Genomic DNA, 21,245 nt, shown 5'->3' with positions numbered 1-21,245 from the left:
TCCATTATTTTTTTCTTTTAGCCATCCATTGTTTCAAATAGTTCTTTATTTTAAAGTAATATCCTGCCAATTTATTAAAAATTCTCTCGACGAATAATTTACCCTTTTTCGGCACAATTAGCCACAGTAGAGATAAAAGCCATTCAATTGGTTTAAAGAGTATCCCTATAATAAATCTTAATGTCCTAATTATACCACTGACAAGTGCCATAAGTCCCCTGCCCAGAGCAATTATTATCGAAAAAAGGAAGAAAATGATAGATTTAATTGGCTTGTATACAATATTTACTCCTACTCTAAGGAAAAAACGATAAGTATGGACGCAAAAAGAAATGATTCCTTTTAATAATTGAAGATAAAGAGTTTGAAACAAACTTTTATACATAGCAAAACCTAATAGCAATGCTAGGACCAAATAAATGCGAACTTCTCCTTTGTTTACTAGGAAAAGAACATAAAACATAAGAAGAGCTTGCAAAACCCAAAAAAGGATATCATGGATAAAGACAATACTTCTTTTCCTTTTTGGCCTTTTCAAGAAGTATTGATATGTATCTAAACTTATACCAAAGAATAGACCCATGCTAACCATAGCCAGCATGGTCATAAATTGTGTAGATAGTGTCATCGGAATATCTTGCTAAAGAATCCCTTAGCCTTATCTCCACTTTGATCGTCTACATAAACTAAATCAAATACTTTACCTTTAATAGAGACGATTCCCTTTTCTACATCAAGGTTTTTCATTTGCAGATTTTGACCACGAATAGATAAAAATCCCATTACTGTCTCTAATATAAATTCTTCGTTATCAAAACTCTCTACTTGCTTTACTCCCGTAATATCGAGCAGCTTTCTTCCTCTCATGATCACATCATGGTCTACCGTATTATTACTTTTCGTCATATTTGATTCATGATATTGGCTCATCATTATCCCTCACAATCCATTAGTACAATCTCTACTTGTACAAATATATGTGAGGAATCCTTATTTTAGAACAAGCCTTATAGGCGAAGAAAAGAACTCTACTTTGTTTATTGCCATCTATTTCGATTACTAAACTTATGAAAGTGTTTCTTCTTTAATTATTTTATACATATTGGCAGCATCTTCTTTCTTCGTGGATTCCTGCAACATTTCCACCTTAGCTGTAACTAGCTTTTGCCCAAAACGAACCTGCAGCTCATCACCGACCTTTACATTGGTGCTTGCTTTCGCCTGCTGTCCATTCACTAAAATTCTTCCTTGATCCGCAACTTCCTTTGCCAATGTTCTTCGTTTGATTAAGCGCGAAATTTTCAAGAATTTATCTAGTCTCATTCTAATAGCTCCTTCACGTTGTTATTTTTTCTTTGCTTCATTCCAAAAGCCGTCTAATTCTTCTAAACTCATTTGGCTCCATTCCTTCTCAGACTCTTTTACCCTTTCTTCTATATAAGAAAAGCGCTCAATAAACTTTTTGTTTGTCCGGAAGATGGCTAATTCTGGATCTACTTTATAAAACCTAGCAATATTTACAAGCGAAAACAAAATATCGCCAAATTCACTTTCTATTTGTACATTATTATTAATCTCTTTTAATTCCTCTTGAAACTCCAGAATTTCCTCTTTTACCTTTTCCCAAGCTCCTTCTGCATTCGGCCAATCAAACCCTACTTTTTCCGCTCTTTTTTGCAGTTCGTAAGCTTGCATCAAATTAGGTAACGCACTATTTAATCCTTCTAAAACAGACTCCCTGTCCGTTTTCACTTCTCGTTTTTTCGCGTTTTGCCAGTGCTTCATCACATCATCAACAGAATCTGCTTGTTCTTCTCCAAATACATGTGGATGTCTACGAATCATTTTATCGGAAATCCCTTCCACTACATCATCAATTGAAAAATATCCCTCGTCTTCTCCAATTTGACTATGAAGCATCACTTGCAATAACACGTCTCCAAGCTCTTCAATAATGTGGTCAATATCTCCTTCATTAATGGCTTCAATTAATTCATAGCTTTCTTCCAATAAATATTTTCGTAAGCTTTCATGAGTTTGTTTTTTATCCCATGGGCAGCCATTTGGTCCACGAAGCTCCGCTATTATCTGTCTCAGCTGAGAAAAGTCTTTATATAAGATCTTTTCTTCTTGAACAGGTGGTACATATATGCTTGTTAAATTATTTAAGTCTACCTCTCTATCTAACTCATGCAGCTCTATTTCTTTTATCTTTTCTAGACTACTTCCAGCTGCAGTAACAACTTTAATTGGATAATCATGCGGGAGAATATCCATCAAGGTTAACTTCACTTCCGATGCAGAAAAAGTATCATATACCTGGCCAATAATCAAATGATTTCTAAGCTGAATACTTGCTCGATTAAGAGCAGTTCCATCTAGCAGCTGGAATCCTTCGATTGGATCGATTCGCAACGCCTGGAAAATACTGTCTAAGAAGCTTTGACCACCAGCAATTTCGATAGAGGCCATTCCTTCTTTATCTTTTTCTATTAAGATTTGTACCGTTTTTTCTGCAACAAGCGGGTGACCTGGAACAGCATAGACAATATCCGTTTCTTTTGCTTTCTCTAATAGAAATTCAACAATCTCTTCATATACAGCATCAAATTGATTATGTTTTTCATAAATAGAATCAAAGGAATAAAAGGTTATTCCTTCTTGCTCAAGCATAGAGAGAACAGGATGATCCTTCGTTCGTACATATATAGTCTTATTCTCATCGACTAAGCTGCGATAAACGCCCAACGGCAGCTGGTTTATATCTCCTGCCCCTAATCCAATAATTTTTATTTGACTCATTTTATTTCCTTCCTTTTTTCGGTAAAAACCATTTTAGTTTACTTCCTAACGGTAATAAAGATAATTCCTTTTCTTTAAAAACATTTCCTCGTACCACTATAACCACATATATTATTCCACCTATTACTACTCCAGATACTGCTTGAATAGCGCTTTTTATCCGGCTATGCTCTATCCCTTCAAGCAGTAAAGAAGAAAGTGGTATATACCCTCTAAGCACAAGTAACATAACTAAACTCGCACCACTTATAATCAATACGTGCCTTATACTAACAAGCGGCTCTTTGACTATTTTTTTTAATTTTACTGCCATTAAAATTAGAATGATAGATAATACAATAAGTGATGCATAGGCTGCTCCATATATCCCAAAAGAAGAAATGAGTATGATGTTAAGAACATACTTCCCTATAAAGCCTAATACAATCAAAACAGCTGGATAGAAAGAATGCCCTAATCCTTGCAGGATGGCCATTATTGTTGCAATAATAGCATTAAGAAATATTACAAAAAACAGAACAGTAAGAACCTCTGAACCGGCATCATTCTTAAACAGCATGCTGTTTGTCTCTCGAATGATACCAATTAGTCCTACTGTTGCTCCAAGTCCAATAAAAAAACTAACTATAAGAGAAAAATGAATATTTCTCATAAGATCTTTCTTACTTGTTTTTTGGCGATTCTTTGTAATAAGAGGGACAATACTTAAAGCCATCGAAGTAGAAATGATACTTCCAATTTGTATGAGCGGCTGCCCTCTATCATAAATTCCCTTCATCACTTTGGCCTTTTCATCAGCCATGCCATCTTCCATTAATAAGGAATATAAATTCAATGAATCCGCTAATTGCAATAACACTAAAAGCATACTACTAATAGAAATAGTTATGCCCTCATATAGTATTCTTTTACAAAGAATACGATTCTCCTTTTCAAAAAGAAGCGAAAAGCGAAACAGAGAAAAAGAAAGGGCGGATTTTCTATAAAAATAGATTAAGACGAACAAGGAGAGTAAGCCTCCGACAACAGAGCCAAACATAGCACCTGACCCAATGGCATATAAGGAGTAATTTTGATAAGAAAAAAACACAGCGACAAACAGAATAATCCCTACTCTGATTAATTGTTCGCCCACCTGTGAAACTGCAGTCGGAATCATATTTCCCTCCCCTTGGAAAATCCCTCTCAAAATAGCGATCAAAGGGGAAAACAGAAACGCAAAAGAAATAACCTTCAATAAGGATGCCAAATAAGGATCCCCCATCCATGAAGCTAGTCTCCCTGCATTAAAAAACAAAGCCAGAAAAGCTATCATTCCAATGGGAACAAATAAGAAAAAAGAGGAACTCACAAGTCTATTTATACCCGATTGATTCCCCTCTACTTTCATTTCCATATACAATTTTGATAGTACAACTGGAAAACCATATGTAGATAAAGCAATGATTACCCCATAGAAAGGATAAACCTGCTGATAGATATAAAAGCCTTTATCACCGACAATATTTTGAAACGGTATTCGATATACAGCACTTAGTACTTTAGTTATTAAGGCAGCTATCATAAGAATAAAAGCGCCTTTAAACCAGACATTTGATTGCGAAGTCTTCACATGTCTAGCTCCTTCCATAATTACTTTCGCTAGTATTATAGCATAGTTAGATGGAAGATGTATCCTTGTACATAATACTTTTTCCATATATTAACACAAAAAGAAGACGGTGGGATATAAGTATTTCAATTAACTTTAACTCCGAACAATTACACGAAATTTTTTGTGTGTACGTATAATTGTTCGGGGGTTAATTAATTTCAAGAAAGAAGGTTTGTGGTGATCACCCGCAGCCTGAATACACTTTACTTTCCCTGGGGCGAGCGCCAAGCCTCCCATAGGAGTCTACGTGTATTCAGCCTGCTCCGTTTTTCCTAGTAATGTTAGTTTGCTTAAAAACTAAATGGTCTGTGTCCAATAGAATATTGAACTCAGACCATAGGTTAAAATAATGTGTCTAATTTTTTCTTTATCCATTATATATTTTGTTTTGTACCAGCAGCCTAAAAACAATTCCTTTATTCTATAATGCTTAGTAAGATAATAATTAGCAATGGAACAAAAACAATGACATACCCAATTGGATTCGCAAAGTTCAATGTCCAACCAACACCAAAACGCTTCTCTACAAAAATAGAAGGATCGCTTTTATTAAAATAAATTAAACCACCCTTCCAATAGCTATCCCCATCAAAAGATGAGATTTCTTTGGTGTCCTGTTCTTCCCCCTCTGCTCCGCGATTTAATCTTTCTAATTTAATCGTAAATAAAATTGCCCCAATTAATATAGATAAGGTAATAATAATTGGAATAAGAAAGACTAAGTGATCACTGAAGATATTATCGTATAAAATAGTTAATTGTAACAATATAATAAGAACTGTTATAGCAATAGACGTAAGAAGGAAAAACCAGCTTGTATATTTGCGATACTTTAGCTGTCTAAGCTTAGATGCATGTTTATTATTGGCACTTATTTTAATCCCTGATTTTTTAGTGGCGCTGTTTATGCTTAAGAACATAATCTGCATAACCAGTAAAATCAGTAGCATGGACACACCAGATATAGGCGTCTTCTTCGTAAATCGATCAGCTTTTCCAGACAATCCCCAGTGTACAGGAATTTCCGCTGGTAATAAATGATACTGTGTTGCCGTAAAGATCAAAAATCCTACCGTAATAATTATTGGAATAAGAAAAACATACCACGGGAGCATCTCATCCTTTTGTCTAACTCCAATTTCTGTTATATTTATTTCTTTTAGCTCCGCCTCCCACTTGTTCTCTGCTTTTAGTGCCATCATTTTTCCGTGAAAATAAAAGTAGAGACTTAAACTCCAAAACAAAATAGCAAACAGCAAAACGGTTCCACCAATCGCTACTTGATCTGCTTGAATATTATTCGCAGCTTGCCAAATATAATAAGCAATAATTCCAATAAGAGAAGGAATGATAACCAAGAGAGAATATCGTCTTTTATAGGTTGAAATTTGCGGATTATTTACTTGTTTGTTGGGAATGGTTACCCCAAATACAACTGTTTTTCGTACTAGAAAAGGCATAGCAGCTTCAAAAAAAACAGTTATGATGATCATACTAATAAAAATAATGGTCTCCATATTTTATTCCTCCTTTAATTTATGGATAATGGATTGTATTAACCCCGTTATTTCTTTTTCCTTCATTCCTATTACTAAAGCTTCCACAATCATTGGTTTTAGGCTATTTGAAATTCTGCCCTGCTCTTCTTGGGTTGGAATCCCATTGTTTGTTCGAATGATTGCACCAGATTTAGGAATAATTTGAATGAGCCCCTTTTTTTCGAGAGCATGATAACTTTTATTCACAGTATGCATATTGACACCTAAATCAGCGGCCAGTGAACGAACAGATGGTAACACATCACCATTCTGTAATTCTTGCCTAATTATCCCTATCATGATTTGCATGGTAAGTTGTTCATAGATGGGCATTTCCAATTCAGGATTTATTTGTATATACATCATTAATCACCTCATACTGTTATATTCTTATTATAACAGATTTGTTCTACGTTTAATAGAACAATTTTCATCATAGAGTCTATTCTATTCGTAAATGAAAAAAGTCGACAACTCTTTTTCGAGTTTGCCGACTTTAAAATTTATGCTTTAGTAAAATTGTTAGGTAAACCTTATGATTCCATTTGGCGAGCTAAAAATCCTGCTGCGGTTTCTACTGCCTTTTTCTCTACATCACCAAGTGAGTCCTCTTTTGCGAAAATGACAACCGCCCCAATTGGATCACCATTTGCAATAATAGGACCAATAGTATAGGCAGAAATCGTTTCAGTAGTACCATCAACTAAGGATACTTGATCTTGTTGATTCATCAGAATGGACCCTCTATCCTCCATGGCCTTTTCCACTACACTACTAATGTTCTTATTTAAATAGTCCTTTTTCGATCCACCCGAAACAGCGATGTAGGAATCTCTATCACAAATTAGCACAGCATTTCCTAAACTATCATAGAGAGCCTCTGCATATTCCTTAGCAAAATCGCTTAATTCACTTATAGGTGAATATTTCTTTAAAATAACTTCTCCATCTCGATCAACAAAAATCTCTAATGGGTCCCCTTCGCGAATTCGTAATGTTCTTCTGATTTCTTTTGGGATAACGACACGACCCAAATCATCGATTCGACGCACAATTCCAGTTGCTTTCATTCCGTGTTGCCTCACTTTCATCAGATGATTTTTTAAAATTGGCGAAAGCATTCTCACTATACATGAAATGTTCACCATATTTAAACATAGTATCTTTCATATGGTAAGTTCTATACATTAATCATGCAAAATTTTCTCTAGGTAGCTTTATTTTCCTTTTTGAATATTTCACGAAGGAAAAAGATTTACCATATTATCAATCTTGACTCCCATATTGGGATAAATCATTTATTTATTCCTGTATTTACTTAGATGTCATTCAAAGGAAAATCTACTATTGTTATCTATATTGTTTATACCCTTGTCCCCCTATATTAAACATCCTATTAACGCAATTTTCTTTATAAAATAGGAACAGGAAGGACGGGCGGCACAAACAAGTTAGCTAGTGGGGAAAGATAAGCACTCTATATAACGATTTAAATAATGACTGGTTTATAGTATTTATATAAGCCAATAGAGAACACTTATCCGAATTAGAGGACTTTAGATTTTTGAAAACGAAAAACCCAAATGATTATACGAAATTTTATTAGCATCCGTATAATTACTCGGGTTTCTCTTGTTTGGGGATACTTACGCTCCTATTACAAGACTGTAAGGAAGTTCGTCCCCATTATTTAGTTACTTGTTCTGGTTCTTTTTTAAATGTATTTAATGCTTCTACCATTTCATGGCAAGCTTTCAGCCACTTTTCTTTTTCGACACCTTTTACATGGAAGATCATTTTTAATTTTCTTCCTTCCATACCAAGACCAATCATTCGACCATACTTAGAACTTTTCTCAAATATTTTTTGGCCATCCATTCGATCGCTTCCATGTTCCGATAATAAAATAAGAACTTCATCCTTCGTCTGCTTGATCAATTCTACTCCTGCTTGCTTTCCATAAATCTTCATTTCTGTGATTTTGAAAAGATACGAAACTTCTTCTGGATAGTCTCCAAAACGATCAATTAATTCTTCTCTTAGCTCTTCCATATCCTCTAAGGAAGTAACACCTCTAAAGCGTTTATACATTTCAATTTTTTGCTGTCCATCATTAATGTAAAAATCAGGAATATAGGCATCTATATCTAGGTCAATTTCAATCGTCTGCCTTTGTTCATCACTAATTGTTCCTTTTCTCTCTTCAATGGCTTCTTTTAGCATTTGAGAGTATAAATCAAACCCAACTGAATCAATAAATCCATGTTGTTGGGCACCGAGAAGATTTCCAGCACCACGAATAGTCAAATCACGCATAGCAATTTTAAAGCCAGATCCTAATTCCGTAAACTCTTTAATTGCCTGCAATCTCTTTTCCGCAACTTCTGTTAGAACTTTATCCTTCTTATACGTAAAATATGCATAAGCTACTCGATTCGAACGTCCAACCCTTCCTCGTAATTGGTATAATTGCGACAACCCCATGCGATCTGCATCCTGGACAATTAGTGTATTTACATTTGGTATATCTACTCCTGTTTCAATAATCGTCGTACTTACTAAAACATCATATTCCCCTTCTAAAAACCCAAGCATTACTGATTCCAATTCATTTTCTGTCATTTTCCCATGAGCATAAGTAACTCTAGCGTCAGGCACCAACATTGAAATTTCCTCAGCCTTTCTCTCAATGTCTTCTACCCGGTTATACAGAAAATAAATTTGGCCATTTCTAGCAAGTTCTCTTTCAATCGCTTCTCTTACAAGCCCACCGTTATACTCCATTACATAGGTTTGAATAGGGAATCTATTTTCAGGAGGGGTCTCGATAACTGATAAGTCACGTACACCTAGCATAGACATATGGAGTGTTCTTGGAATTGGTGTAGCCGTTAGCGTCAATACATCAATGTTGGTTTTTAATTGTTTTATTTTCTCTTTATGCGTTACACCAAAGCGTTGTTCCTCATCGATAATCAATAAACCTAAATCTCGATAAGAGATATCCTTTGATAAAATCCGATGCGTTCCTACGACAATATCAATTGTTCCCGCTTTAAGACCTTTTAGCGTGTCATTTTGCTGTTTTCTCGTTCTAAATCTGCTGAGTAAGCCAATTTCAATTGGATAATCCTGAAAACGCTCTCTCAATGTTTCATAATGCTGTTGCGCTAAAATAGTTGTTGGAACCAAGAAGGCTACTTGCTTTCCATCCGCTATCGCTTTAAAAGCCGCTCTGATTGCAACCTCTGTTTTCCCATAACCAACATCTCCACAAAGAAGGCGATCCATCGGTCTTTCTCTTTCCATGTCTTTTTTAATCTCATGAATAGACCGTAATTGATCCTCTGTTTCCTGGTAGGCAAATCCACTTTCAAATTCTCGCTGCATTTCTCCATCCGGAGAGAAGGCATAACCAACAGAAGCCTCTCTTTCTGCATATAGCTTAATAAGATCATCCGCTATATCCTGAACAGAAGACTCTACCTTTTTCTTTACTTTCTTCCAATCGTTACCGCCCAATTTGTATATCTTTGGTTCTTTGCTCTCTGATCCAACATATTTTTGGACCAAATCAATCTGCTCAACAGGAACGTATAACTTATCATTTCCTTGATATCGCAAATGTAGGTAATCCTTGTGGACACCATTAATTTGAAGTGTTTCAATCCCAAGATATTTACCAATACCATGGTTAACATGGACTACATAGTCACCAACATTTAACTCAGAGTAGCTCTTAATACGCTCTGCATTTGTCAGCTTTTGTCTTCTTTTGGATATCTTTTTAGTCTTTGTCTTAAATAGTTCTTCTTCTGTTATTACCGCTAATTTTAGGATAGGAAGCTCGAAGCCTGACTGAAGATGTCCTTCTAATAATTGAATTTTCCCTTCAGAAATCTTCTTAGCATTTTTTTGAATCATTACTTCCATATCATAATCTTGAAGAACTTGCTCTAACTTTTCTAAGCGTTCCTCACTATTACCAAGCAGAACAACGGTGTAATGATTTTTTTTCCACCTTTCCATTTCTGTCTTCAAAACATTCATTTGCCCGTGGAAATTCTGCATTTGTTTACAAGAAACATTTATGATATTTTGCGGATTAGTATTTGGCACATGGCGTAAAAATAAAGATAAGTAGACAATGGGCTGTTTTGCCTGATGTAAAAGATGATTGATACTCTGCGATAAGGTTAACCCATGAATAATTTCTCCCTCACCTAACAAGCTTGTATACCAATCAGCTTCCTCTTTCTCAAGCGTGTCATTCATTTCTTGCACTCTACTAATTTCATCGACAATTAAAAAACCGTTATTCGGTAAATAATCTATTAAACTGATATGCTCTCCATAAAGAATGGATAAGTATTTATATAATTGTTCTGGCTTTTGCCCATTTCTTAGCTGTTCCATTTCCCTACTAATATTTTGGGTCAGTAACGTCTTTGTCGCTTCATCTTTTATTTTCTTTAAGCTTTGGGCTAAGCCTTTTTCCAACATAGCCAGCAAGTCGCCGACTGCATTCTCATCATAAAGAATTTCTGTCGCTGGTCCAATGCTAACGTTTTCCTTTTTTTCCTTCGAACGTTGATCTTCAAGTGAAAAGGCTCTAATCGAATCAATTTCTGTATCAAATAATTCAATCCGGAGCGGATCTTCCTCTGTTAATGGATAAATATCTAAAATTCCACCGCGCACACTAAATTCTCCCGGCGATGAAACCATCTCCGAGCGTACATATCCCATATGAACAAGCTTTAATAAAAAGGCTTCTAAATCAAGATCTTGCCCAATCTCAAGTTTTAGCTGAGCTTCCTTCCATAACTTTTTTGGAGGAAGTAGCTTTCTCAGACCTGCTACTGGCGCAATCATGATTCCCGACTTTTTTTTCGCCCAATAATTCAATACCTCTATACGCTGAGCCTTTAATTCTGGACTTGCAATACTAATTTCAGCTGCAATTAACTCATTTGCAGGATAGAGAAAAACATCCTTTTCATCCACAATATTGGTAATATCATCGTATAGTTTTTGCGCCTGTAATAAATTATGAGTCACAATTAGTAATGGCTTTTTTGTTTTTTCATAAATTGAAGTCATATATAGAGTACGTGCTGAATTGGAAAGTCCTGAAACCAATTGTTCATGTAACCCAGCTTCTAGTCCTGAAATGACATTTTGTATATCTTCTTGCTGTTTAAATAATTGTTTTAGCCCTAACAAAAAATTTTCCCTCCCATTCGAAAGCAAAAGACACCATAAAAGTGGTGTTGAGCTAGTTTTATCTTATTTTTTTAGTAAAGTATATGACTGCCTGCTCGCTAGCTCTTTTTATTTTCAACGTGCATCCATTTCTGATAATTTGTTCTTATCTTACAAGAAATAATTATGATTGCAATCTATTTATTTCGTGATTAATGACATAGTTACTATTAATCCTTCAGTTCATGCCCCCTTAAGCAGAATGGAACCGTGCTTATCATGGCATCATTTAAAAAAAGGTTAAAGAAAATACTCCTTAATGTTGTTATATACGAGATATCTTGCCTATATTCCTGCTAACCGCAAGAAAACAAATATATAGACAACGGAAAAATGCTTTGGATTATTCCAAAGCTTTTCCCGAATTAAAAAACAGCCAAATCTCCTCTAATGAATCAAATAATCATTTTCATAGTAGCCAGGGTTTTTTGACAATGACTCTTGGCAATCTTCACAAATAGACTTTACCTCAATATTACCTGTTTGATGATATTGAATCATTTCTGATCGATCTTCATCTGATAAATGATCAAATCCTAAGCGATTTGCTGCAATGGATTCTGCATCAAGTGTTCCCATATGCACACCACAATGTCTGCAATGATAATGTATAGCCATCCCTAGGCCTCCTTACTAGCACATTAATATTGCTAGTATTCACCTATTCGGATGTAAATATAACCAAAATAAGCGGATGATTCTCTATCTTACTGGATATTATATTTATTCATTACTTGCAAAAAGGGTTCTTCTGCCCATTGCGCACACGCATCTGCACATTTTTTAATGGTTCCCTCTAATATATCCATTTCTTCTTTCGTAAATTTCCCAAGGACATAATCAACTACTTTCATTCCGTTTTTAGGACGATCAATTCCAACTCTTATACGATTGAATTTTTCTGTACCAACATGAAGAATAGTTGACTTAATCCCATTATGTCCGCCAGAGCTCCCTTTTTGTCGAAGTCGGATTCTTCCGACTGGCAGATCTAGATCATCATAAATAACGACTAAATCTTCTGGCACTAGATCATAGTAATCCATAATGGGGCGAATAGACTCCCCAGAAAGATTCATATATGTAAGCGGCTTTAATAAAATCACTTTTTCACCGCCAATAACTCCAATTCCATAATTCCCTTTGAATTTTGCCTTATCTAATGGAATATTATAATGACTTGATAAAAAATCAATTACTTCAAATCCAATATTATGTCTTGTTCTATCATATTGCTTCCCTGGGTTACCAAGGCCTACAATTAATTTCATATGAATCCCCCTGCTTTTCATTCTATACTTATATCATACAAGAAAAAGGTTTGGCCATTAGAATGCTAATCGGTCAAACCTTTTTCTTGCTTTTGCTTTTCTAGAAATCCCTTTCTAAAAACGTACAGGGAGAATACATTTTGATAAATCGGATTATTCTTCAGCTGTTTCCGGCTCTGTTTCTCTGCCTTCTACATTATCCGGCATACCTTCTTCTTGTTGTTCTCCTGTACTAATCTCTTCTTCCTGTCTCGGTGCAAGAATTGATGCTATTACTTCCTCTTTTTCATGGTTAATTTCTATTTTATCATAACCCTTCACATCTTCGATAGTAATCGTATCTCCTACCTGAAGCTCTGTTACATCAATGTCAATACTAGATGGTATATCATTAGGCTTTGCTGTAACTGTTACTTCGTGTAAAGCCTGCTGCATAACGCCACCATCCTTTACTCCAGCAGCATCCCCCACTAAAGATACTTTTACTGGTGCGCTGATAGCCTTCGATAAGTCTACCGCTAAAAAGTCCACATGTATAATGCCTCGCTTAATTGGATCAGCATCATACTCATTTAAAACGACATTATAATTTTCCCCATCAATATCTAGTGAAATAACGCCATTTCTCCCAACTTCACGAATCGTTTTCAAGAAATTAGCCTCACTCAAGGAAATAGCCGTATTTTCTACTTTTGATCCATAAACGATACCTGGAATTTCTCCATTATTTCTTAATTTTGTTAAGCTTGAATGTTTGTCCATCGTACGTTTTTTTGCCTGTAAAGTAGTTGTCATGATTTCACCTTCCATTATTTTATCAAATGAACACTCTTATATAAAAAATGCCCTAAATGGAAGATATTTAAACATAAAGAATTTACTATCTGTTTAAAAGAAAGGCACAATACTAATAGCCGCCTGCCTTTTAGACAAGCGACTAATTAGAATGATATAAAGGGTTTTATCAATCAAATAAGAAACTTACTGATTGATCTTGATGAACACGTAAAATTGCTTCACCTAATAGATCAGCAACTGATAATTGAATAACATTAGCTGAAAGTTTCTTTTCACCCAATTCAATTGAGTTTGTTACAACTAATTCTTTGATTTTAGAATTGTTAATTCTCTCCATTGCAGGTCCTGACAAAACAGGATGTGTACAGCAAGCATAAACCTCTTTTGCTCCATTTTCTGCTAGAGCATTGGCACCAAGTGTAATGGTACCTGCTGTATCAATAATATCATCAATAAGGATAGCAATTTTCCCTTCAATATTACCAACAATATTCATTACTTCCGCAACATTTGGCTTTGGACGTCTTTTATCAATAATAGCAATTGGCGCCTTTAATCGTTCTGCAAGTTTTCTTGCTCTTGTAACCCCACCATGATCTGGAGAAACAATAACAAGCTCTCCATCAAATTCTCGTTGACTGAAGTAATTACCAAGGATTGGCACACCCATTAAGTGATCAATCGGAATATCAAAGAAACCTTGAATTTGTGGTGCATGCAAGTCTAATGTAATAACACGAGTTGCTCCAGCTGTCTCTAATAAATTGGCAACTAATTTCGCTGTAATTGGTTCTCGTGCTCTTGCTTTTCTATCTTGTCTAGCATACCCATAATAAGGAATTACTAGGTTAATCGTCTTAGCTGAGGCACGCTTCAATGCATCAATCATAATTAATAACTCCATAATATGTTCGTTAACGGGTGCACTTGTTGACTGAATAACATATACGTCACAACCACGGATACTTTCCTCAATATTAATTTGAATTTCACCATCGCTAAAACGTGTTACTGAACATTTCCCTAATTCTACTCCAATTGAATCGGCAATTTCCTGCGCTAAGGCAGGATTAGAGTTTAAACTGAATACCTTCAAATTTGGATCTAAATTCTTAACTGGCATGCTGAACCTCCACTGGTCTTTTTCCACTTATAGTACGAAGAATGAAACATATCTATTAAACGAATTATTCTTCCTTTTAACCTATTTATTTACGTTTATAATTCTCTTTATTAACTTGACGTGCACGGGCAATTGAAAGTGCCTCAGAAGGAACGTTATCTGTAATGGTGGAGCCTGCTGCAACATAAGCACCCTTACCAACTGTGACAGGTGCAATCAAATTGGAATTGCATCCAATAAATGCGCCATCTTCTATCGTCGTCAAAAACTTCTTTTTTCCATCATAATTAACTGTAATGGTACCACAGCCAATATTGACATCACTACCAACATTCGCATCTCCAATATAACTTAAATGTGATGCCTTACTGCCTTTTCCAAATGTCGCTTTCTTGATTTCAACAAAGTTTCCAATTTTCACTTCATCATCAATCATAGAGGCTGGACGAATATGGGCAAACGGTCCAATATTCACATCAGACCCAATGCTGCTATCGTGAGCAACAGATTGTTTAATAGCCGTATTATTTCCCACTGAACAATTATTTATTTCTGTATTTGGCCCAATAATACAATCTGAACCTATTACAGTATTTCCTTTAATCATACTTCCAGGATATATAACTGTATCCTCTTTAATCATTACGTCTGCTCCAATATAAGTATTGGTCGGATCAATAATTGTTACGCCATTGCGCATATGCTGTTCATTGATTCGCTTTCTCATGATTGATTCTGCTTCAGATAAAGCAATCCGATCATTCACACCAATTGTTTCATTGAAATCTGTGGTTTGGAATGCACTTACAGTTTCTCCCTGCTGTTTTAAAATCTCGATAACGTCTGGCAGATAATACTCTCCTTGAACATTTTCATTGGAAACATTATCTAAAGCCTGAAATAATAGAGCATTATCAAATACATAGGTACCTGTGTTAATTTCTGTTATTTTTCTTTCTTCATCCGTTGCATCCTTGTGTTCTACGATTTTCTCTACTACGCCCATTGAATTACGAATGATTCTGCCGTACCCATCTGGCTTACTTGCCTTTGCCGTTAAAATGGTTGCCTTCGCTCCTACTTTCTCATGGTGTAAAAAGAGCGCTTCTATCGTTTCACTTGTCATGAGAGGCGTATCCCCACATATAACAAGTGTCACTCCTTCTTTGTCTACAAGAAGATCTTTTGCTTGTATTACTGCATGTGCCGTTCCAAGCTGTTCTTTTTGATTTACGTATTTAACACTATTGCCAAGCTGTGCTTTTACTTTTTCTGAACCGTGGCCAATTACTGTTACGATTGAATCCATTTGTAGCTTTTCCACTTGATCTACAACGTGCTGTACCATCGGTTTCCCACAAACAGGATGAAGTACTTTATAAAGTTTTGACTTCATTCTAGTACCCTGTCCTGCGGCTAAAATCACTGCGTAACGAGTTGTCATTCACAGGCCTCCAATAACCTTTTTATCCACTAAAAAATATATCTTAAATAACTCTTGATTTCAAGGAAGGATTCACATTTTATGTACGCTTCTTTATAAAAGCTGTTTATTAATTGTAACATTTTCCTTTTTTATACGGAGAACTACTTCCAACAACCATGAAAAATAAAAAAAACTTATCTCTTTTATGATACTAGAAGAACTAATTGTTTTCATTGGAAAATCAAGGGGTAAATAGGAGAGAAATAGGAATAAAAAAAGAGCCTTACTCTTAGGAAGTAGGCTCTAGCTGCAGATTATTTTAGGAAGCACCAGCTTCTTCAAATTCAATTTCTAATTCACCCAGGCGGTGGTATTCTGCCAAAACTGCTTCCTGGATTTTTCCTCTTGTACCAGAGTTAATTGGATGAGCGATATCTCTAAACTCACCATCTGGAGTTCGTTTACTTGGCATCGCTACAAATAGTCCATTATTTCCGTCAATTACCCTAATATCGTGAACAACAAATTCATTATCTAGTGTAATAGAGGCAATAGCTCTCATACGTCCATCCGTGTTAACTCGGCGTAGCCTTACATCAGTTACTTCCATCCTGTTCACCACCTTTACTAGAAGATAAAATCTAGTTATTAAATTCAACAGAATTCTCATAACTCCTTCTTTAAAGGTGAAATTTTTTAGAATATTTAGGAATAAAATAAAGAAAAAGTGCCTAAAAGTGATAAAATCTTCTGTTTTTCCACTTAATCTCCGACTATCTTCCTTTATGAAGTAACTTATTTACAAAGTGCGATAACTTCGATTTCAACTAATACATCCTTAGGAAGTCTAGCTACTTCTACACATGAACGAGCGGGCTTATGTGTAGAGAAATATTCTCCATATACTTCATTGATTGCTTGAAAGTCTTCCATATTTTTAATAAACACCGTTGCCTTCACAACCGTTTCAAAGGATGCTCCTGCCTCTTTAAGGACGGCTGCTAAATTTTTGAATACTTGATGTGTCTGTGTCTGCACGTCTCCCTCTACTAAGGTACCTTCTGCAGTTAAAGGAATTTGACCAGAACTGAAAAATAAATTATTCACAATAATCCCTTGAGAATACGGTCCGATAGCTGCTGGTGCGTTACTTGTTTGAACAACTTTCATTTGTCTTTTCCCCCTAAGAGTTACTTTTTGTCGAAATAATTACCATTTTCCACAGAAATTTTCTTTTCTTTTACATCAACACCGGATAATTTTACTAGTGATAAATAATCATCCACTAGTCTTTCCTCTGCTTCCTCTGCTTCTACTAATACTGCGATTCCTGCAACGCTTGCATTGAATTCCTCTAATAGACTAATCATACCATTGATGGTACCGCCAGCTTTCATAAAGTCATCCACAATCAATACTTTTGAGCCATCTTCTAAACTTCTTTTAGAAAGCAGCATCGTTTGGATTCTTTTTGTAGAACCAGAAACATAATTAATACTCACCGTGGAGCCTTCTGTTACTTTACTGTCTCTTCTAACCATAACTACCGGAACATTTAAATAAGTTCCAACTGCATATGCCAAAGGAATCCCTTTAGTAGCAACTGTCATGACCACATCAATATCCGTATCAGCAAAAGCAGAGGCAAACAGCCTTCCCACTTTTTGCATGATAGTCGTATTTCCCAGAATATCATTCATATATAGATATCCGCCGGGCAAAAGCCTTTCTGGACTTTTTATCAAATCACAAAGCTCCTCAACAAATGGTTTCGCTGCTTCATCACTGACTTTTACTTGATACTTTACTCCACCGGCTGCTCCTGGCAATGTATGTAAAGTCCCTATTCCTCTTTGCTCAAATGTTTCTTTAACAATAGCCAAATCTTCACTGATTGAAGACTTGGCTGCACCGTACTTTTCTGCAAAGTAAGAAAGAGATACTAACTGCCTAGGATGCTCCAGCAAGTAATTCGTCATGTCTATTAAACGCTCACTACGACGAAATTTCATAACTGAACCCCCAAAATCCGAATATTTAAAGACAATTTTACATTATTATACGGATTTAATCAAGAGTATGTCGTTGCCCAATCATTCGAACCGCAAATACTTGATCACAAAATCCTCTCAAACCATTGTAAACCCGATTCATCCTTGAATCATGTTGAATCAATCCAAAAACAGTGGGTCCACTTCCGCTCATAAGAACAGCATCTGCACCAAATTTGCAAATTTGTTCTTTAATTTGAGCAACCTCTGGGTATAAGGATAGAGTAACATTCTCTAACACATTCCCAACGCTATTACACATAAGATCATAATCTTTCGCTGAAATGGACTCAATCATTTTCTCCGTATTGGGATGCTCAATTGTCTCAATATCTAGTCTTTTATAAATATCAGCTGTTGATACACCAATAAATGGTTTTGCTAAAATAACCCAGCACACTGGTGGCGCAGGCAACTCCTTAATGATTTCCCCTCTTCCAGTTGCAAGGGCAGTGCCCCCATAGACGCAAAAAGACACATCAGACCCAATTTCAGCTCCAATGACAGCTAATTCATCTAATGTTAATCCTAAATCCCATAACTTATTTAAACCGCGTAATACTGCCGCTGCATCGCTGCTTCCTCCAGCAAGACCTGCTGCAACAGGAATATGTTTCTCAATTTTAATTTCTACGCCTTTTTTCACATCAAACTTTTCCTTTAATATACTTGCTGCCTGATAAGCAAGATTTCTTTGGTCATCAGGAACAAACCTATTAAGAGAAACTATTTTTATTACATCGTTATCTAACAATGCTAGCTCAATTCTATCTGCTAAATCAATTGTCGTCATAATCATTTCTACTTCATGATACCCATCTGGTCTCTTATGAAGCACATCTAATGACAAATTGATTTTAGCTGGCGCTTTCACCAAAAGCTTCAATATTTCCACCCACTTAACAATTTCATCATTTACTTTTTTCTCCAACTAACGAAAGAGGATTTTCCTTAAAGGAGATAATAATAGTAGGCTAGACGAACTTTATCTTACCCTTATTCCGTGCCTAACAAGCTTTATGCTCATCTAATCTTCTATATAGATATAGTGATTTTACCACAAATTATTCTCTTACATACAATTGAGATTGTGTTTTCCTATAATTTATCAACAATTGAGGTGAGCTCTTACTCCCCATCATCCTTGAATAAAAAAAGAATCTATCATTAACTCCTTATATCTATACTATTTAATCGATAATATAGATATACGCTAATGATAGATTCTATAAATTGCCGTGGGTAAATCCAATTTGATTATCGTACAAATAAGATGGACGTAAAGTGAATTTCGAAGTTACACATTACTCTTTATTTTGAGTAAGAAGACTTTGCTCTGCTATTTCTATTGCCCTTTTGACCATATTCCCTGCGTCTCTTGCACGAATACCGCCCCAGCCCTCTTTCTGGACTACATCATAGAAACCAAGCTCTTTTGCTAATTCTTCCTTCAATCCTTCAGACATAATTCCTTTTCGTCTACCCAAAGTGAATCTCTCCTTTCATCACCCACGGTAAGCTTAGTATGTATCCATCACTAGTTTTTCATGTTATCTATTTGTTGCCAAAACATATGCTTATTTATACATCTGCAATCATCTTTATTTGCAAATCATTATTTTTCTCCATGAAAAAAGCAGCAAACAAATTGTTCACTGCCGCTTAATGCTTTCAAGCAATAATAGTTAGCTTAAAGCAATTTGTCCTGATGTATCCTCGAAGAAGGTAATTTGAACCGTTTCTGTTAAAACATCTGCATAGCTGTATGATACACGTTCAAATGCATTTTCATCCTGATCTAACTCCACTACAAACACAGATGGATAAGTCTCTGCTAATACTCCTGAACGTTCAATTGTCTTCCGACGACCGCCATTTGCCTTCAGCATAAGTCTTTTTCCTAAATTTGAATCAAGAGCTTTTTTTATATCTGATAATGTTTTTGCCATTCGGTCCACCTCACTGTGTAAAGTATATCATACTGACACAACAGAGTCAAATAAAAACATAAATTATAACAGTCTTTTTTAGAAGTTGTCAATATTTTTTATTCTTATTTTTCTCCAATTTTTCAACAAAGATAGTTTGCACAAAGTGAGCATAAATATGTAGAAAATTTCAATTTTTTTCAACTACTTATATCTTTCAAAGGAAATAAAGCATCTTCTAGCTAAAAACACACAGAATCCAGATAGCCCACCATTTATTAAAGGGTAAAAGCATACCTTATCCTGTGTGTAATATTTAAATGCTTCTGTCTTTGTTACACCTCTTCCGCCGAATCTACATGATATGGCATGCCTGTTCGCAGTACTCCCTTTGTTTCAATTCCACCTAGTCCCTTTTCACCCGTTAATGTATTCCTTAAAACATCCCAAACGTTTACCCTTTCCATAAAAGGTGTAAAGCTTATCTTGGCAACGATATAAACTGGATCAAGGGCATGAATATTTACTCTTGAGGGGGAACTTGCAAAATTAGCTCCTGCATAAATAAGGGATTCAAAGTGGGATTGACAAGCACCAGCAAAAATAACTAACTGATCCAGATTAGGAAGCTTCTTTCTCGCCTCTCTGACGGTCTGTACAAAGTATTTAGAGTGTCGGTATGCATTAATATCACTTTTGTCTCCTAGTGCTTTAGAATAAGCATCATGACCTGTTATAACCAGTATATCAGGGCGATAGTAATCCAAAAGACTGCCTATTTTACTTGGCATCTCTTTTTCATTGCAGTGCACTCCATTGACGGGTATCCCAATTTTTTCGTATAAAGTGAGACACTTTTTCAAATAGTTGGGATCTCCATCAATATGGAGTACTTTACCCGGTAATTGAAAATAGTTAGAAGGCTTGCTATAAGCTTCTGTTACTTGATACTCCTGCTTTCTTCGCAAAAGATTCACATCTTGTCGAAATAATTGGAGAGATTGTTCCTCCATTAACTGAACCTTTTGGGAAATTTTTCGTTGCATCGGTTGATTAATTAATACTAAATCCTCATATGGAGCATCTGCAATCAAGCGAAAATCTTCTCCATAAAGAATGGCAATTTTTTGGCCATTTACCTCTTTCGTGTCAATTATTCGAAACAATAAATCACATTGATAAGACTCTCTACCGACGATATCCATGATATTTATAGTCACTCTTGTCACTCCAATTAACCCAAACTTGTTTCTCCTGAGTGGATATTATTATTCAATATCTATCTCTGATAAATTATGCATACGTCTATAAAGTTGTGAGCAATTCGAAAAAGAAGAATGAGAACATCGGCTGCTCCCCTTTCTAACAACAACCTTTACCAAATAAAAC

The 21,245-nt window shown here is 35.6% G+C and carries 21 protein-coding genes; all 21 read right to left on the bottom strand.

Annotation, left to right across the window (positions count from 1 at the left end; translation table 11 throughout):
* Positions 1 to 4: 4 nt before the first annotated feature.
* Positions 5 to 628, bottom strand: a complete 624-nt coding sequence (yabQ, locus tag C2I06_RS19120) for a spore cortex biosynthesis protein YabQ (protein ID WP_095333953.1) — start codon at positions 626 to 628, stop codon at positions 5 to 7.
* Positions 625 to 930, bottom strand: a complete 306-nt coding sequence (yabP, locus tag C2I06_RS19115; RefSeq protein ID WP_095333955.1) for a sporulation protein YabP — start codon at positions 928 to 930, stop codon at positions 625 to 627. The genes yabQ and yabP overlap by 4 nt, the downstream gene beginning before the upstream one ends.
* Positions 931 to 1,065: 135 nt before the next feature.
* Positions 1,066 to 1,323, bottom strand: coding sequence for an RNA-binding S4 domain-containing protein (locus tag C2I06_RS19110; RefSeq protein ID WP_016204747.1), 258 nt, complete (start codon positions 1,321 to 1,323; stop codon positions 1,066 to 1,068).
* Between the two features lie 21 nt (positions 1,324 to 1,344).
* Positions 1,345 to 2,802 (bottom strand): bifunctional methyltransferase/pyrophosphohydrolase YabN, encoded by a 1,458-nt coding sequence (gene yabN / locus C2I06_RS19105; protein WP_123258667.1) that lies wholly within the window; start codon positions 2,800 to 2,802, stop codon positions 1,345 to 1,347.
* Between the two features lies 1 nt (position 2,803).
* Positions 2,804 to 4,414, bottom strand: a complete 1,611-nt coding sequence (locus C2I06_RS19100) for a putative polysaccharide biosynthesis protein (protein WP_123258666.1) — start codon at positions 4,412 to 4,414, stop codon at positions 2,804 to 2,806.
* 458 nt (positions 4,415 to 4,872) lie between these two features.
* A complete protein-coding gene (locus C2I06_RS19095; RefSeq protein WP_235850358.1) occupies positions 4,873 to 5,973 on the bottom strand; it encodes a DUF1648 domain-containing protein in 1,101 nt (366 codons plus the stop codon).
* Positions 5,974 to 5,976: 3 nt separating this feature from the next.
* A complete protein-coding gene (locus C2I06_RS19090; protein WP_328588027.1) occupies positions 5,977 to 6,360 on the bottom strand; it encodes a GntR family transcriptional regulator in 384 nt (127 codons plus the stop codon).
* Between the two features lie 167 nt (positions 6,361 to 6,527).
* Entirely contained in the window at positions 6,528 to 7,064 is a 537-nt protein-coding gene (spoVT, locus tag C2I06_RS19085; RefSeq protein ID WP_047944373.1) for a stage V sporulation protein T, read from the bottom strand.
* Positions 7,065 to 7,680: 616 nt separating this feature from the next.
* Positions 7,681 to 11,220, bottom strand: a complete 3,540-nt coding sequence (mfd, locus tag C2I06_RS19080; protein WP_123258665.1) for a transcription-repair coupling factor — start codon at positions 11,218 to 11,220, stop codon at positions 7,681 to 7,683.
* A 426-nt stretch (positions 11,221 to 11,646) separates the two neighbouring features.
* Positions 11,647 to 11,877 (bottom strand): anti-sigma-F factor Fin, encoded by a 231-nt coding sequence (locus tag C2I06_RS19075; RefSeq protein WP_123258664.1) that lies wholly within the window; start codon positions 11,875 to 11,877, stop codon positions 11,647 to 11,649.
* A gap of 89 nt (positions 11,878 to 11,966) precedes the next feature.
* Positions 11,967 to 12,530, bottom strand: a complete 564-nt coding sequence (pth, locus tag C2I06_RS19070) for an aminoacyl-tRNA hydrolase (RefSeq protein ID WP_095333966.1) — start codon at positions 12,528 to 12,530, stop codon at positions 11,967 to 11,969.
* Positions 12,531 to 12,683: 153 nt separating this feature from the next.
* Positions 12,684 to 13,325, bottom strand: coding sequence for a 50S ribosomal protein L25/general stress protein Ctc (locus C2I06_RS19065; protein ID WP_095333968.1), 642 nt, complete (start codon positions 13,323 to 13,325; stop codon positions 12,684 to 12,686).
* A 169-nt stretch (positions 13,326 to 13,494) separates the two neighbouring features.
* Positions 13,495 to 14,451: a ribose-phosphate diphosphokinase gene (locus tag C2I06_RS19060; RefSeq protein ID WP_047944366.1), complete on the bottom strand. Its 957-nt coding sequence runs from the start codon at positions 14,449 to 14,451 to the stop codon at positions 13,495 to 13,497.
* Between the two features lie 85 nt (positions 14,452 to 14,536).
* Complete coding sequence (gene glmU / locus C2I06_RS19055; RefSeq protein ID WP_095333970.1) at positions 14,537 to 15,895, bottom strand: bifunctional UDP-N-acetylglucosamine diphosphorylase/glucosamine-1-phosphate N-acetyltransferase GlmU; 1,359 nt, start codon at positions 15,893 to 15,895, stop codon at positions 14,537 to 14,539.
* 301 nt (positions 15,896 to 16,196) lie between these two features.
* Positions 16,197 to 16,487, bottom strand: a complete 291-nt coding sequence (gene spoVG / locus C2I06_RS19050; protein ID WP_026574035.1) for a septation regulator SpoVG — start codon at positions 16,485 to 16,487, stop codon at positions 16,197 to 16,199.
* A gap of 185 nt (positions 16,488 to 16,672) precedes the next feature.
* A complete protein-coding gene (locus tag C2I06_RS19045; protein WP_095333972.1) occupies positions 16,673 to 17,047 on the bottom strand; it encodes a RidA family protein in 375 nt (124 codons plus the stop codon).
* A gap of 20 nt (positions 17,048 to 17,067) precedes the next feature.
* Positions 17,068 to 17,889, bottom strand: a complete 822-nt coding sequence (purR, locus tag C2I06_RS19040) for a pur operon repressor (protein ID WP_095333973.1) — start codon at positions 17,887 to 17,889, stop codon at positions 17,068 to 17,070.
* Positions 17,890 to 17,944: 55 nt separating this feature from the next.
* The gene (gene ispE, locus C2I06_RS19035) at positions 17,945 to 18,814 is read right to left on the bottom strand and encodes a 4-(cytidine 5'-diphospho)-2-C-methyl-D-erythritol kinase (protein ID WP_095334005.1); all 870 of its coding nucleotides are present in this window, start codon (positions 18,812 to 18,814) and stop codon (positions 17,945 to 17,947) included.
* Positions 18,815 to 19,232: 418 nt separating this feature from the next.
* A complete protein-coding gene (locus C2I06_RS19030) occupies positions 19,233 to 19,415 on the bottom strand; it encodes a small, acid-soluble spore protein, alpha/beta type (protein ID WP_016204730.1) in 183 nt (60 codons plus the stop codon).
* Positions 19,416 to 19,613: 198 nt separating this feature from the next.
* Positions 19,614 to 19,877, bottom strand: a complete 264-nt coding sequence (gene veg, locus C2I06_RS19025) for a biofilm formation stimulator Veg (protein WP_016204729.1) — start codon at positions 19,875 to 19,877, stop codon at positions 19,614 to 19,616.
* A gap of 314 nt (positions 19,878 to 20,191) precedes the next feature.
* Positions 20,192 to 21,076: a sporulation peptidase YabG gene (gene yabG, locus C2I06_RS19020; protein ID WP_123258663.1), complete on the bottom strand. Its 885-nt coding sequence runs from the start codon at positions 21,074 to 21,076 to the stop codon at positions 20,192 to 20,194.
* Between the last annotated feature and the right edge of the window lie 169 nt (positions 21,077 to 21,245).

It is taken from the genome of Niallia circulans (assembly GCF_003726095.1).
GTDB classification, from domain to species: domain Bacteria; phylum Bacillota; class Bacilli; order Bacillales; family Cytobacillaceae; genus Niallia; species Niallia circulans_A.
The sequence above is the reverse complement of the archived record's forward strand: the minus strand, read 5'-3'. Positions and strand labels throughout refer to the sequence as shown.

Bases quoted from the DNA above. Each gene is read 5' to 3' on its own strand.
- C2I06_RS19045 (WP_095333972.1), bottom strand. From the start codon at position 17,047: ATGAAAGTTGTTCAAACAAGTAACGCACCAGCAGCTATCGGACCGTAT.
- C2I06_RS19110 (WP_016204747.1), bottom strand. From the start codon at position 1,323: ATGAGACTAGATAAATTCTTGAAAATTTCGCGCTTAATCAAACGAAGA.
- C2I06_RS19065 (WP_095333968.1), bottom strand. From the start codon at position 13,325: ATGACAACTACTTTACAGGCAAAAAAACGTACGATGGACAAACATTCA.
- pth (WP_095333966.1), bottom strand. From the start codon at position 12,530: ATGAAATTAATTGTAGGCCTTGGTAACCCAGGGAAGCAATATGATAGA.
- spoVG (WP_026574035.1), bottom strand. From the start codon at position 16,487: ATGGAAGTAACTGATGTAAGGCTACGCCGAGTTAACACGGATGGACGT.
- glmU (WP_095333970.1), bottom strand. From the start codon at position 15,895: ATGACAACTCGTTACGCAGTGATTTTAGCCGCAGGACAGGGTACTAGA.
- yabP (WP_095333955.1), bottom strand. From the start codon at position 930: ATGAGCCAATATCATGAATCAAATATGACGAAAAGTAATAATACGGTA.
- C2I06_RS19095 (WP_235850358.1), bottom strand. From the start codon at position 5,973: ATGGAGACCATTATTTTTATTAGTATGATCATCATAACTGTTTTTTTT.
- purR (WP_095333973.1), bottom strand. From the start codon at position 17,889: ATGAAATTTCGTCGTAGTGAGCGTTTAATAGACATGACGAATTACTTG.
- spoVT (WP_047944373.1), bottom strand. From the start codon at position 7,064: ATGAAAGCAACTGGAATTGTGCGTCGAATCGATGATTTGGGTCGTGTC.
- C2I06_RS19060 (WP_047944366.1), bottom strand. From the start codon at position 14,451: ATGCCAGTTAAGAATTTAGATCCAAATTTGAAGGTATTCAGTTTAAAC.
- C2I06_RS19090 (WP_328588027.1), bottom strand. From the start codon at position 6,360: ATGATGTATATACAAATAAATCCTGAATTGGAAATGCCCATCTATGAA.
- veg (WP_016204729.1), bottom strand. From the start codon at position 19,877: ATGGCAAAAACATTATCAGATATAAAAAAAGCTCTTGATTCAAATTTA.
- yabN (WP_123258667.1), bottom strand. From the start codon at position 2,802: ATGAGTCAAATAAAAATTATTGGATTAGGGGCAGGAGATATAAACCAG.
- yabQ (WP_095333953.1), bottom strand. From the start codon at position 628: ATGACACTATCTACACAATTTATGACCATGCTGGCTATGGTTAGCATG.
- C2I06_RS19075 (WP_123258664.1), bottom strand. From the start codon at position 11,877: ATGGCTATACATTATCATTGCAGACATTGTGGTGTGCATATGGGAACA.